This window comes from Cytobacillus kochii, assembly GCF_020171845.1.
GTDB classification, from domain to species: domain Bacteria; phylum Bacillota; class Bacilli; order Bacillales; family Cytobacillaceae; genus Cytobacillus; species Cytobacillus kochii.
On record NZ_JAIVAM010000001.1, the window covers coordinates 23,520 to 37,080 of the forward strand.

Below are 13,561 nucleotides of genomic sequence, written 5' to 3' on the forward strand. Positions count from 1 at the left end.
ACATCCAGGTTACTATACCAATGTTAAGGCGATAAATCGGTATGAATAATCCTTTTGCAGCCGTTTTACAATTGTTTCTCCGTGTATTCCTTGTATATCCTTCTGATATAGGTGTTTCATTTTTGTGAAAAACAAACGATGCTATTGTATGGTATCGAGTAGAGGGTGGTTTTTAAGTTGTTAGGTTCATATCCTTTAATAAAATGAAAAAGCAGTAAATAAGAATCGCCATATTAGATAGCGCAAGAGTGTAAACATCTAAATTAAAAATTAGTTCTCCGAGGGGGATTATTCATCTCCGCCTTATAATTCTCAATTGATAAGGCAGTACAAAACCATAAACAATAAAATAAAACAAAATAGAGAAAAAATTAAACCATCCTTTTTCTATCATGTAACCAAAGTATTCTATTCCAATTTCGATACCAAATGAAATGAGGGTGAAGAATATGACTAAACTCCATTTGTTTTTCTTATTTGCGAAATTTAAGAAGATACAAGCTAATGATGAAGGGATGAAGGTAAAAGAGAGAATATCACCGAGTCCTAGCTTTTTAGGGGAACCTAAATCAACTAAGTCGAAAACGCGTAAAATAAATGCATCCATGATCCATGTTGCAAACCCAACAATACAAAAAATGATATATAATTCTGTTAGATTTATTCTCTTTTTGGGCATGAGGTTAAGGATAAATAATAGCGCGACAACAACGATGATTGGAAACCATAATCCTTTTGCTCCAAGGTCTAGGTTACTAAGTGCAGTAGAAAGCATGGTATCTCCTCCGAAAATTACTAAAACTTAGTATGTGTAGTAAAGAGAAGGAAAATACATATTAGTAACGGAGTACGACTGTCGTCCAGTATATAAAGCTCATAATAACAAAAACACCTATAAAGGTGAAAACGGCAGAAGGCAACCTTTTATACGTACATATAAGAACCCATCCAACGATTATATGAATAAGTAAGAAGATGAGCATCAAGACCTTCGACTTCCTTTCGTTAAAGATATTGGTGCAAGACCATGGGGCTTCTGCTCCACGTCCCTAGCCTTTTTTATAGACCAGCGCTTTCCAATCCACTAATGGTCGTAAATATACGAGAATATACGTCTTTTACATGTTCCCCTTTAATCTTTAAGGTGCATCCTTTATAAACATCAAAGCTAGGTGTATTGTGACAAGCGCTAAGTAGCAATAAAAAACTGAAGGTGACAAAGGATGAAGCACTTCTTCATTTCAAAAAGGCCCCTCCTCTTTAATAGGATTTTAGCATAATATCTTAAAGGAATATTTAGAATAGTAAACGAATTACTTAAATAAAAAACAGGGGGAAAACAATGAATCATTCGTCGTTTGTTATAAGAAAAGCGGTTCTTGAGGATGCCAAGGGTATAGCAAGAGTACACGTCGATAGTTGGCGTAGCACCTATGCTACCATTTTCCCACAAGAATATCTAAATAGACTTTCGTATGAAAAGAGGGGAAAATTGTGGTTAAACAATATTCCTCTTGGTGGCGTATATGTGGCTGAAAATGAGGTTGGTGAAATCATTGGATTTTCTTCGGGTGGGGAAGAGAGAAGTGGGAAGTACAACGGTTTTGATGGCGAACTTTATGCGATTTATTTAATAGAAAAGTATCAAAGAAAGGGAGTGGGGACGGCTCTGTTTGCAGCTGTGACTACTGAACTGAAACAAAAAGGATATCAATCAATGCTCGTCCTAGTTGTCGAGGATAATCACTCTTATCGATTTTATGAAGCCCTTGGTGGTGAAAAGATTGATTCTATTGAAATGAGTATGGCTGGTGAGAAATATGGGGAGATGGTGTATGGATGGAGAGATATTACCTCTTTGACATTAGAATTCAATAAACGTTTTACATATCGTTAAAGTGAGATTCATACTCAATTGTTATCATATTGATAGCGGGGATAGCATCAGTGGCTATCAGTACATTTGGCGAAGGAGGAGCCAAATGTTTTTTTGATTATTTCTAAAAAAAATTACCATATTCACTGGTATAATAGGTTTATATAAAGAGAAGGTGGGATAGTGATGACTTATCCAGTGAGAGTGAGGGCATGTGCGCTGATCATCGAAAATGATTCAATTCTTTTGATTGAATATGAAGATGAGAGAGGCATTCATTATAATTTGCCTGCAGGGGGCGTAGAACCGAATGAATCAGTCATTGAAGCTGTAAAGCGAGAAGCGAAAGAAGAAGCATCAATTGATGTGAAAGTAGGTCCTTTAGCATTTATATATGAGTATGCTCCGCACTTGAATGCGAATAAATACGGTGATATTCATTCGTTGCAGTTAATTTTTGAATGTACCCTTACCGATGAATCTATTCCTAAACAACCAAAGTATCCTGATCCTAATCAAACTGATGTAAAATGGATTAAATTATCCGAATTAAATAACATCTTACTTTTCCCCCATTTAGAAGAACATATTCTTACCTATCATCAACAGAAAAGAAATATCGGATTAATAGAAGAACAAACGCTAAGTTGATAGGAGAAGAATCTTGAAAAGAAAGATATTCGCAAGATTTGTTACTAGAATCATTATGAAAGTAAGAGGTTCAATATTTAAATGAAGTAAAAAAAACGACTGTCATAGTTAGTGTCATTTTGGTTAGTGTCGTTTGTGTGATGTTATTTAACTTTCTAAAGAAAGATGTCTGGGATGTGAATGCTGAGTTATTGAAAGAAGAGGTATTGTCCATTGAGTCATCTGTAGAAGAAGTAAATTTATTGGATATCACACCATTTGAGTGGGATAAGGTTTATTTCTTTGAGCCTTATACTCAGAAAGAGTGGATATATGAAACGGTCGGATATAAATGGGATACTATTAATGAAACAGTAAACGAAGGAATGAACCAAATAGTATTTATAAAGAATAATCAAGTGGTTTGTTATGTATATGGATACCCAGAAAATAACGGATACGGCATTTCTATGAGTGAAAAAACAACTCAAGTCCCTGCCGGCTCTCTCCTTATAGCGGATGAACAGCGCCCGTTTGAAGTGGTAAGGGATGGTGGTGTGGTCTATTTAAAAAGCAACTAGCAGATTGAATGTAGATAAAAGGAGAGAATGAAATTGATTACATCTGGAGAAGTTCAATTAGGGTTATATCGTGAGGAGCACTTAGAAATATTAAATAGATTCGAATTACCGGAAAATCAAGCGAAGTTTACCGCATTACCAAAGGAAAAAATAGCTGTTTCTGTTGGGCAATATCGAGTAGTCATCCTTTTAAAAGAAGTACCAGTAGGCTTTTTTCTGCTACACAGTACAAAAAGGGTAAGTGAATATACTACTAATTCTCATGCTATGTTATTGACAGCTCTTTCTATAGATTACAAACATCAGGGCAAAGGGTATGCTAAGCAAGCGATGCTCGCGTTAAAAGCATTTATCACTACTCATTTCCCCGATTGCCATGAAGTGGTTTTGGCGGTCAATCATAAAAACATTCCCGCACAGCAATTGTACTTAAAAGTTGGTTTTGTTGATACTGGTGAGCGGAAAATAGGAGAAATTGGCGAACAGTTTATATTGAAATTAGAGATAAAGTAATAGACCATTTTTATCTCAAACCATCTTCTTATTTTGAAGGAATACTAGCGTTTCTGTTTATGCAGAAACGCTTTTCTTTATGTAATGAAACCTGCGCGAATGATGGGGTCTATAAGATTAAAACGTTAATGTGTTCGTCTCGATTTTCTTTCTCAATATTGCACTAGAAAAACCAATAGTATATTGTTCTCTAAGTTATTTGGTTTATCAACTTAATCGATTCAACAAACAATTGGAGGAATTTAGCTGAATGAATAAACAGGTCCAACTGAATAAGATTAAAGAGGATTTTATTCAAAGTCAAAAGGTTCTATCAGCCATTGGTGATGAAACGCGTCAATCAATATTATTAGTGCTTATGGGGACGGATTGTGAAACGGGAATACGCGTGGGTGAGATTACTAATCAAACGCATCTTTCAAGACCTGCCGTTTCTCATCACCTAAAGATTTTGCGTGAAGCTGGAATCATATTAATGCGTAAAGAAGGCACAAAGAATTTTTATTATATAAATGTACGATCAGAATTAGGGTTATTAAAAATGCTTGTAGGGGATATTGAAAAATTTATGGATGATTTTTATAGATAATGAAGGAAAAGGTGGATGAAATATGAGAGCAATGGTTATTGATCAATATGGAAAAGTGCCTATGCAATTGGCAGATATGCCTATACCAGAAATGAGTGATTATGAGGTACTGGTAACCATTTATGCCGCTAGTTTTAATCCCATTGATTTTAAAATCAGGGATGGGAAAGTGAAACTATTAGTTAAATATAGTATGCCACTTATATTAGGTAATGATTTTTCGGGTGTTGTTACAAAAGTCGGTAAAAAAGTGACGCGTTTTAAAGTAGGTGATGAAATATATGGCCGCCCCCGCAAGAGTAAAATTGGCACTTTTGCGGAATACATTGCCATTCATGAAGATGACATTGCATTAAAGCCAAGAAATTTGACCTTTGAAGAAGCAGCATCAATTCCGTTGGTAGGGCTAACTTCTTATCAAGCGTTAATAGACATTTTACAATTGCAAAAGGGACAAAAGGTGTTTATTCAAGCTGGAGCAGGTGGAGTCGGCACCTTTGCTATTCAGTTGGCAAAAGAAATGGGTGCTACCGTGGCAACGACTGCGAGTCAAGCTGGTGAAGATTTAGTAAAATCTCTTGGAGCCGATATCATTATCAATTACAAGACGGAAAAATTTGAAGAGATACTGAATGATTACGATGCAGTCTTTGATACGCTTGGCGGAGAAATATTAGAAAAATCGTTTGAAGTGGTAAGGCCTGGAGGAAAGATTGCTTCCGTTTCGGGACTACCCAATGCTCGCTTCGGTAAAGATTATGGCTCAGGTTTTTTTAAGACGTTATTGTTTTCCGTGGCAAGCCATAAACTGACGAGTCTTGAAAAAAAATATCATGTTCACTATACGTTTTTATTTATGAAACCGAGTGGCAAACAATTAAAAGTCATCGCAGACTTGATTGAGGCTGGTAAAATAAAGCCGATCATAGATAAAGTATTTTCATTTGATGATGCACAAAAAGCGATGGAATATGCAGAATCAGGGAGGGCAAAAGGGAAAATCATATTAAAAATCAAATAGGCGCTAAATATTCTGCCAGTGGCTGTAAAAAACTAGTCCCTCACATAATGGACTAGTTTTCCCTTTCTTAAACCTTATTTATTTGTCCGTTCTCTCTTAGAATGGAGAGGGAAGAATTTTCATTTGAAGCTATCTATTCTCAATTGAAAACTCTTTCTTTCTATTTTATAGTTTATTTCACAATAATGTAATATTTAGTTGAAAACGTATACACTTCTTATGTGGCCTATATTTAGCGTAGATTTCTCATAATATTTAACCGATTAGGAATGATTGATATAAATTAATTCATGCGCTTTAATTGACAAATATAATATTAGTAATATAATAATAATCAATGCTAATTAATAATAATTATAGATTATGAATGAGGTCATTCTGTTAATCTATGATTAAATTTAAACAACTTTTAGGAGGACTACAACATGTCATTAATAGGAAAAGAAGTATTACCATTTAACGCACATGCATATAGAAATGGAGATTTTATTGAAGTATCTGAAGCAGATCTTAAAGGTCATTGGAGTGTCGTTTGTTTCTACCCAGCTGACTTTACATTTGTTTGCCCAACAGAACTTGAAGATCTTCAAGATCAATACCCAGCTCTACAAGAACTAGGTGTAGAAGTATTCTCTGTTTCAAGAGACTCTCACTTTACTCATAAAGCATGGCATGATACATCAGAAGCAATTGGTAAAATCACATATACAATGATTGGTGATCCATCACATACAATTTCTCGTAACTTCGATGTTCTTATTGAAGAATTAGGTCAAGCAGATCGTGGTACATTCATTATCGATCCAGATGGTATCATTCAAGCAGTTGAAATCAATGCAGATGGTATTGGTCGTGACGCAAGCATTCTTATCGATAAAATTAAAGCAGCTCAATATGTTCGTTCTAATCCAGGCGAAGTTTGCCCGGCAAAATGGAAAGAAGGATCTTCTACACTTAAGCCAAGCCTTGATTTAGTCGGCAAAATTTAAGGAGTGGAACCCCATGATATTAGAAGCAGAAATTAAAGAGCAACTCCATCAGTATCTTCAACTGATGGAGGGCGATGTATTACTGAAAGTAAGTACCGGAGACGATGACGTATCAAAAGATATGCTTGCTCTCGTTGATGAACTTGCAACAATGTCATCTAAAATTAAGATAGAAACAGCTACTTTAAAAAGAACGCCAAGCTTTAGCGTGAATCGCATGGGTGAAGATACAGGTGTAGCTTTTGCTGGTATTCCTCTTGGTCATGAATTTACTTCCTTAGTATTGGCCTTATTACAAGCAAGTGGCCGTGCGCCAAAAGTAGATGATAAGGTGATGGAACAGGTAAAGAATATTCAAGGGGAGTTTCATTTCGAAACTTACGTTAGTCTGACATGCCATAATTGTCCTGATGTGGTACAGGCCTTGAATATCATGAGTGTGTTAAACCCAGGCATTACACACACAATGATCGATGGCGCGGCTTTTAAAGAAGAAGTCGATAGCAAAAACATCATGGCCGTACCAACTGTTTTCCTTAATGGAGAAGTGTTTGGTAGTGGACGTATGACTTTAGATGAAATTTTAGCGAAGATGGGTAGCACAGAAGATCCAGCTGAATTTTCTAATAAAGATCCATTTGATGTACTAGTTGTTGGTGGTGGCCCAGCAGGAGCGAGTGCAGCGATTTATGCTGCTCGTAAAGGTATCCGTACTGGAGTTGTTGCTGAGCGATTCGGTGGTCAAATCATGGATACGCTAGGTATCGAGAACTTTATCGGTACGAAGTATACAGAAGGTCCTAAGCTTGCAGCTAGTCTTGAAGAACATGTGAAAGAATACGATGTCGACGTGATGAATCTACAACGCGCGAAAAGCTTACAAAGAAAAGAACTCATTGAAGTAGAATTAGAAAACGGTGCGGTTCTTAAGAGTAAGTCAGTCATTCTTTCCACAGGTGCAAGATGGAGAAACGTTGGCGTACCTGGTGAAGCAGAATTCAAAAATAAAGGTGTCGCTTACTGTCCACATTGTGACGGCCCATTATTCGAAGGAAAAGACGTTGCGGTCATCGGTGGCGGTAATTCAGGTATCGAGGCAGCAATCGACCTAGCGGGTATCGTTAAACATGTAACAGTTATTGAGTTCGGTGCAGAACTAAGAGCCGATTCGGTCCTACAAGAGCGTCTATATAGCTTACCGAATGTAAAAGTGATTAAAAACGCACAAACAACAGAAATCACGGGTACAGATAAAGTGAATGGTATCACTTATCTAGACCGTGAAACAGAAGAAGTACACCATATTGAACTTCAAGGAATCTTTGTTCAAATTGGTCTTGTTCCAAACACGGATTGGTTAGGCGATACGATTGAGCGCACAAGAACAGGCGAAATCGTCGTCGATAACCATGGTGCAACAAACGTTCCAGGCGTATTTGCAGCAGGTGACTGTACGAACAACCCGTACAAACAAATTATAATTTCTATGGGATCAGGGGCCAACGCATCATTAGGCGCATTTGATTACCTGATTAGGAATTAATATATATTTGCGGAGAAAGGTCAAGTGAGTTGAAACTCATCTTGCCTTTCTCTTTTTTTATGGAGTGAATGTATTGATATTGTTTGTGCTGGTTCAATCATGCAATCAAAGAAAAAGGGTTTTGCTCGTACATCTAGAGTAAAATCATCAAGGATAGCCGAACAAAAAGTTTTCATTCTCTCCTCTTTTGTCCTTATTTGTTGACTAAGCGTTTATCAACTAGGTTATTTTTACAATTTTTACATATATTTTGATACAATTATACTCAATCAAAGGATTTCTAGAGGGTGGATGACTATAAATATGTGGAGACCTTTTTACGCTAGTGGTGTGGATTTAAAATAAAATCGCGACATTTGTAAAAAAGATGCGATGTTTAAAACAAAGGTGCGATATTTATAAAAAAGATGCGAAGATTTACCCCTTTGAATATGCATTGTCCGAAGAGGGATTTTATGGTGAAAATAACATGACGATATTCAACAATCGGGCCAGATTGTTGAAGAACTTCCTTATTTCAAAAGTTTATCTTTTACTGGAAAAGATTATATTACTATCTCCACTTGGTTTATATTAGTTTATTAAAAAATCGCATTATCTGTAACTCTCTTTTATCTAAATTGGACTAAAGTAGTTCGAATACGCCAAAAGTTTATTAACTGTTCTTTAATATAATCACAGTCATATTTGAAGTTAGATTGCGTCCAAAATTCAAGTAAACCAATAAGTACTTTCGTATGCATACGAAAAAGTATATCCTTGTCCATCACTTGGAAAGTTTCATCCTCAATTGTTACATCTGATAAATTAACTTTCATTATTGAATTGGTTAATTTCTCCTCGAAAAAATAGAAGTGTTCTTTATTAAATAGAATTTTAAATGTTTGCTGATGCTCATAAACATAGTCAACAAATAATAAAGCATTCTTTTGAATTGTGGATAAATCTATCACTTTATTTTCTCTATATGGTTCCCGAATTGAGTTAATTATTCCTTCAATAGTAGTATTCATTAAGTCATCCATCAAAGCAAACTTATCTGCATAGTGTACATAAAATGTTGTGCGATTGTAATCAGCTTCCTCGATAATATCCTTTACTGTTATCTGTGCAATATCTTTTTGTAAGGCAAGCGTTAAAAAGGCGTTACGTAAATCCTTTTTCGTTCTTTTTACACGACGATCATTTCTCTTTATAGTAGGACACCTTCTTTCTGAAAACCAACATTTGAGTATCATCTGTCTATTAACAGTACATTCCTGTTTATATTAATGATTGTTCCTTTTTTTTATTGTTCTAAAATGAATATATCATAAACTTTTAGAGGTGAGCAAAATGGGACGTTTATCAGGTAAAGTAGCAATCATTACGGGTGCTGCGAATGGACAAGGTGCAGCTGAAGCACGACTATTTGCAAAAGAAGGAGCAAAAGTTGTTGCAACAGATATGCAATTTGAGTTATTAGAAAAAGTCGTGGCAGAAATTAATGCTGAACTCGGTGAAGTAGCTATAGCGGTTAAGCATAACGTAGCGGATGAACCAAATTGGATTGAGGTTGTAAAAACAGCAGTTGAGAAATTTGGGCAAGTGGATATTTTAATTAATAATGCAGGCATTACAGGTAAAGGGTTACTACCAATTGAAGAACTTGATGCTGAAGAATGGAATAAAGTTATGAACATCAATGCATTAGGTAATGTTTATGGCATTAAGCATGTTGTACCTGAAATGAAGAAGTTAGGAAAAGGCTCGATTGTCAATATTTCATCGCTATCTGGTATTACAGGCATGGGTGGTATGTCTGCATATACAGCATCTAAAGGGGCAACTCGTCTATTTACAAAAGGTGCAGCAAAAGATTTAGGGCCATTCAATATCCGTGTTAACTCTGTACACCCAGGCTACATTAATACGCCAATGATTCAAGAGGCTTTAGAAAAGGAAGAATATAGAGCACACTTCTTAAGTCAAGTGCCACTAGGCTTTATCGGCGAGCCAGATGATGTAGCTTATGCAGTACTATTTTTAGCCTCAGATGAAGCACGTTTCATCTCAGGAACAGAAATGATCATCGATGGTGCACAATCAATTCGAGGATAATTGACTGTATGAAAGTACAATCTGTTATTATAGTTTACAGTAGCATTGGAGTATACAAGGGATAGAATTAGTGTCAACTCATTATCTCCAGATATGACAAATACACCAGCAATAAATTAATGGATAAAGTCCTGAACAAACTAAATTTGTTTTAAGTGATATCCCAGTTGAATGTGTATCAGTCATAAGAACAAGATATAGAGAATACGGGAAAAAATATAAATCAATTAAGATTCTGCATAATAGAGTGAAAATAGAGTAGCAAATTGCTGCTCTTTTTTTATTTTCGAAAATGTTTTTTGCATTGGCTGAATTAATTAGTGTTACGCAACGAACCATCATTTCTTTAGAAAAGGGGAAATATAAGCTTGATTATCGTCTAGCTAGTAAGTTTGTTGTGATAAAGGGAATATCAGTTGAATAACAATCTTCCACAATCGGGCGCGATTGTTGAGCATCACAGGTAGAAAATGATCAAACTTTTTTATAAAAACCAAACTTAAGTCTGCTAAAGAAGAATCCTTTTTGATCAAACTTTTGTTCAAATGGATTCTTCTTATTTATCGTAAAATAAGGATTTGCGAGGTATTTTTGCTAAAACTTTATTTCAAAGCTACAAGTGGTATCGTGTTAGAGAAATTAACAAAAGAAGATGTATTGAAAGCTGAGGAGCATTTTGGTGTGAAATTGCCAAGGGAATATGTGGATTTACTTCATATACAAAATGGCGGATACCTATTGAAAGATAGCATCAACATAGACGTAGAGATAGAAAATGAGCATACGCTTCCAATTGATTATCTTCTCGGTATTAAAGAAAATAAAGGTATCATGGAGACGAAGTATCTATTTAGTGAATGGGAAATTGATCATAATCAACTTATCGTTATTTCTGGCGATGGCCATTATTTTATTGTGTTAGATTATAGTAAGGATCAAAATAACCCGAATGTCGCTTATTTAAATTCTGATTCAGGTGAGCTAATCGAGTTATTCCCAACATTTTATGAATTTATGAACGAGCTCAAACCAGAAGATGATGAAAATTCATATGACCATGAAGAAGAGATCAATCAATTCCTGCGTAATCCTAATTTAGTAGCTGCAAAAAAGCTGGTAAACTCGGATAATGAAGATTTAATTTATCAAGGAATAGAATATTGGGGTCAAACAGGCAAAGATAAAAGTGAATTCAATCGTCTATTGCTTCACATTGTTCAGCACACTAAATTTTTGTCAGTTCAAGCATTAGTAGCGGGGATATTATGGAGAAAAGTAGCATCGGAAGAGATACAAGAAAAGTCTGCCATTCAGGCAGTTTTTGATAGTATTCCAGATTCACCGTTAGATTTAGTGAAAGAATATAAACAAAAAATAGTTGAAGAATTGAATGGATAATTACTTCCTAGTTTTTGTTGTATAAGTGATTAGTTGATGTATATAGGAGGTTCCCACTCCACAAATGTCACCAATTTTCTGGAGGGAAATGGAATGTGTGACGTTGTTTAGCCGCTTGAAATTGTATGTTATGCTTAATTGTACATACAAGTAAAATCGTTACTATCAATATAAAAGGAGCAATTAAAATGGAAGCAGCAAAACAATGGCTTGCTATCCCCAAGGATACTAGAGAAATGCTCGTAAGAAATGTATTTTGTAGCAATTGTGGGGAAACGGAGATTGTGAAATACACGATTGAATCGGGTGATTATGGACCTATATTAAAAGGAAAATGTAAAACTTGTGGCAGTGAAGTTGCTCGTGTGATTGATTAGTGCTAAGTATGGAGGGATGGTCTTAGGTAGACTGTCCTTTTCTTTGATATAAGTTGATTTCAACATAAGTGGATTGCATAGCAATGACAATGTTAAAATAGACAATGGCTATTGGACAACATTGCAAAGTCCGTTAAAGATAGGAGTGAATAACATGGTTGATAATAATGATCTTTTAATCCGATTGCGATATGCGTTGGATATTAAAAATAGTGAAATGGCAGAGATTTTTAAGCTAGGTGAGGAAGAGGTTACAGTGCCAGAGGTGGTGAAGATTCTTAAAAAGTTTGATGAAGATGAGGCGGAAAACCGAATTGAATTAACTGATGCGATGTTGAATTCGTTCTTAAATGGCCTCATTATTTATAAAAGAGGAAAACAAGAACCGAAACCCGGGCAAGCGAATACACCGGACCCGTCGATCACGAGCCATCGTCATATCAATAATATTCTCTTAAAGAAAGTCAAAATTGCCTTGGCATTAACAGCAGAGGATATGATTGATATCTTTAGAAAAGCGGGGCTCAACGTTTCAAAAGGAGAAATAGGCGCTTTTCTTAGAAAAGAAGGACATAAAAACTATAAAGTGTGCTTAGATCACTTTGCTAGGAACTTTTTGAAAGGCTTGACTATTAAATATAGGGAAGCATGATATAAATAAAAGCAGTGGGAGTAATCCTGCTGTTTTTATTTTGTTGAAATAAATTAAATTAAATAAATATATCTAAAAAATTAATTATATTAATTTACATATTAATATAATTAATATATAATCAAATAAAATTAAATGAAGGGAGTGCGTTATGGCTTATAAAGTGATTACGAGTTGCCCCGTTTGTAGTGAAACATTGAAAATTACTAAATTGCAGTGTGCACATTGCCAAACGACGATTGAAAATGAGTTCGAATTATCTAAGTTAGCGTCTTTGTCTAACGATCAGTTGCATTTTGTGGAAGTGTTCTTAACTTGTCGAGGTAATATAAAAGAGGTTGAAAAGGAATTGGGGGTTTCTTATCCGACCGTTCGCAGCAAGCTTTCAGATATCATTTCATCACTTGGTTATAAACAGGCTAAGAAGAATGAAGTGGATGAGAAGAAGGTCATCTCCATGTTGGAAAACGGTGAAATAAATTCAGACGAAGCAATTAAGCTCTTAAAAGGAGAATAAGGAGGCGTATTGGTATGAAAGAGGAAATCACAAAAGTGTTAACGATGGTGCAAGAAGGAAAAATAGATGCCGATAAAGGGGCAGAGCTGATCCAGGTGTTAAAAGAGAAGGAAGAGAAAGAAAGTAAGCAGCCCGAATCATCAAGTAAGTATATGGAAAAAGTACTCAAAATCCGTGTGAAATCATCTGAAAATGATAATGTCACAGTTAATCTACCAATCAAACTTGTCAAAGTGGTGTTGTTAGCAGGGCATAATATTGCAGCGAGTATACCTGAGTCTTCGAAATACGTGAAAGATATGGATATTAACTTAATTATCGAAGCGATTGAAAATGAATTGGACGGCCAAATTGTTGATGTGAAGTCAGCAGACGGAGATACCGTTTCGGTCTTTATTGAGTAGTGACGATCCCATGCTGAAAATTACGGTGAGAACAGAAGGTATGCGATTAACGATTCCAGTTCCTCATACTGCATTACATATTGGTTGCTCTATTCTTTTATCCAAAGTGTTTCAGCGGTATGTATATGCGGGAATCAATCAACAACTGCAAAAGAAAGAAGTTGATTTTGTCATCCCACAAATGGATAAAAAATGGTTGAAACCTATTCTGAAAGAAATAAAGAGTCATAAAGGCTTGGTACTAGTAGATGTCGTAGCGAATGATGGAACTGAAGTGAAGGTCAGATTGTAACTTTAAGGGAAGTGGTTATATTAATTCCAGTTCCTTTTTTTATGTGTTAGCAGGGCAAACAAGAATTTAAGAAAATTGG

The 13,561-nt window shown here is 35.5% G+C and carries 17 protein-coding genes; 15 read left to right on the top strand and 2 right to left on the bottom strand.

Annotation, left to right across the window (positions count from 1 at the left end; genetic code table 11):
* Positions 1–292: 292 nt before the first annotated feature.
* On the bottom strand, positions 293–775 hold the full coding sequence (locus LCM23_RS00095) for a hypothetical protein (protein ID WP_224934416.1): 483 nt from the start codon (positions 773–775) through the stop codon (positions 293–295).
* Positions 776–1,342: 567 nt separating this feature from the next.
* Here LCM23_RS00095 and LCM23_RS00100 point away from each other — a divergent pair.
* The 8 genes from LCM23_RS00100 (at position 1,343) to ahpF (ending at position 7,742) form a co-directional block, all read left to right on the top strand.
* Positions 1,343–1,897, top strand: coding sequence for a GNAT family N-acetyltransferase (locus tag LCM23_RS00100; protein WP_224934418.1), 555 nt, complete (start codon positions 1,343–1,345; stop codon positions 1,895–1,897).
* 165 nt (positions 1,898–2,062) lie between these two features.
* Positions 2,063–2,527, top strand: a complete 465-nt coding sequence (locus LCM23_RS00105; protein WP_224934420.1) for an NUDIX domain-containing protein — start codon at positions 2,063–2,065, stop codon at positions 2,525–2,527.
* Between the two features lie 176 nt (positions 2,528–2,703).
* A complete protein-coding gene (locus LCM23_RS00110; protein ID WP_224934422.1) occupies positions 2,704–3,087 on the top strand; it encodes a hypothetical protein in 384 nt (127 codons plus the stop codon).
* Between the two features lie 27 nt (positions 3,088–3,114).
* The gene (locus LCM23_RS00115; protein ID WP_224934424.1) at positions 3,115–3,600 is read left to right on the top strand and encodes a GNAT family N-acetyltransferase; all 486 of its coding nucleotides are present in this window, start codon (positions 3,115–3,117) and stop codon (positions 3,598–3,600) included.
* Positions 3,601–3,850: 250 nt separating this feature from the next.
* Positions 3,851–4,189: an ArsR/SmtB family transcription factor gene (locus LCM23_RS00120; protein WP_224934426.1), complete on the top strand. Its 339-nt coding sequence runs from the start codon at positions 3,851–3,853 to the stop codon at positions 4,187–4,189.
* Positions 4,190–4,211: 22 nt separating this feature from the next.
* Positions 4,212–5,210: an NADP-dependent oxidoreductase gene (locus tag LCM23_RS00125; protein ID WP_224934428.1), complete on the top strand. Its 999-nt coding sequence runs from the start codon at positions 4,212–4,214 to the stop codon at positions 5,208–5,210.
* Positions 5,211–5,635: 425 nt separating this feature from the next.
* Positions 5,636–6,199: an alkyl hydroperoxide reductase subunit C gene (gene ahpC / locus LCM23_RS00130; RefSeq protein ID WP_095370569.1), complete on the top strand. Its 564-nt coding sequence runs from the start codon at positions 5,636–5,638 to the stop codon at positions 6,197–6,199.
* A gap of 13 nt (positions 6,200–6,212) precedes the next feature.
* Positions 6,213–7,742: an alkyl hydroperoxide reductase subunit F gene (gene ahpF, locus LCM23_RS00135; RefSeq protein WP_224934430.1), complete on the top strand. Its 1,530-nt coding sequence runs from the start codon at positions 6,213–6,215 to the stop codon at positions 7,740–7,742.
* Positions 7,743–8,353: 611 nt separating this feature from the next.
* Here the strand turns inward: ahpF and LCM23_RS00140 are convergent.
* Positions 8,354–8,980 carry a TetR/AcrR family transcriptional regulator gene (locus LCM23_RS00140; RefSeq protein ID WP_224934432.1) on the bottom strand — a complete coding sequence of 209 codons (627 nt, stop codon included), beginning with the start codon at positions 8,978–8,980 and terminating at the stop codon, positions 8,354–8,356.
* Between the two features lie 97 nt (positions 8,981–9,077).
* Between LCM23_RS00140 and LCM23_RS00145 the strand changes: the two genes are divergently transcribed.
* From LCM23_RS00145 to LCM23_RS00175, 7 genes are all read left to right on the top strand, one after another.
* Complete coding sequence (locus tag LCM23_RS00145) at positions 9,078–9,842, top strand: SDR family NAD(P)-dependent oxidoreductase (protein ID WP_224934434.1); 765 nt, start codon at positions 9,078–9,080, stop codon at positions 9,840–9,842.
* 591 nt (positions 9,843–10,433) lie between these two features.
* Entirely contained in the window at positions 10,434–11,240 is an 807-nt protein-coding gene (locus LCM23_RS00150; protein ID WP_224934436.1) for an SMI1/KNR4 family protein, read from the top strand.
* A 188-nt stretch (positions 11,241–11,428) separates the two neighbouring features.
* Positions 11,429–11,617, top strand: a complete 189-nt coding sequence (locus tag LCM23_RS00155; protein ID WP_224934438.1) for a hypothetical protein — start codon at positions 11,429–11,431, stop codon at positions 11,615–11,617.
* Between the two features lie 154 nt (positions 11,618–11,771).
* Complete coding sequence (locus LCM23_RS00160; RefSeq protein WP_224934440.1) at positions 11,772–12,269, top strand: YehS family protein; 498 nt, start codon at positions 11,772–11,774, stop codon at positions 12,267–12,269.
* A 151-nt stretch (positions 12,270–12,420) separates the two neighbouring features.
* Positions 12,421–12,786 carry a DUF2089 domain-containing protein gene (locus LCM23_RS00165; protein WP_224934442.1) on the top strand — a complete coding sequence of 122 codons (366 nt, stop codon included), beginning with the start codon at positions 12,421–12,423 and terminating at the stop codon, positions 12,784–12,786.
* A gap of 14 nt (positions 12,787–12,800) precedes the next feature.
* Positions 12,801–13,190, top strand: a complete 390-nt coding sequence (locus tag LCM23_RS00170; protein ID WP_224934444.1) for an SHOCT-like domain-containing protein — start codon at positions 12,801–12,803, stop codon at positions 13,188–13,190.
* 10 nt (positions 13,191–13,200) lie between these two features.
* Positions 13,201–13,482: a hypothetical protein gene (locus tag LCM23_RS00175; RefSeq protein ID WP_224934446.1), complete on the top strand. Its 282-nt coding sequence runs from the start codon at positions 13,201–13,203 to the stop codon at positions 13,480–13,482.
* Positions 13,483–13,561 lie beyond the last annotated feature (79 nt).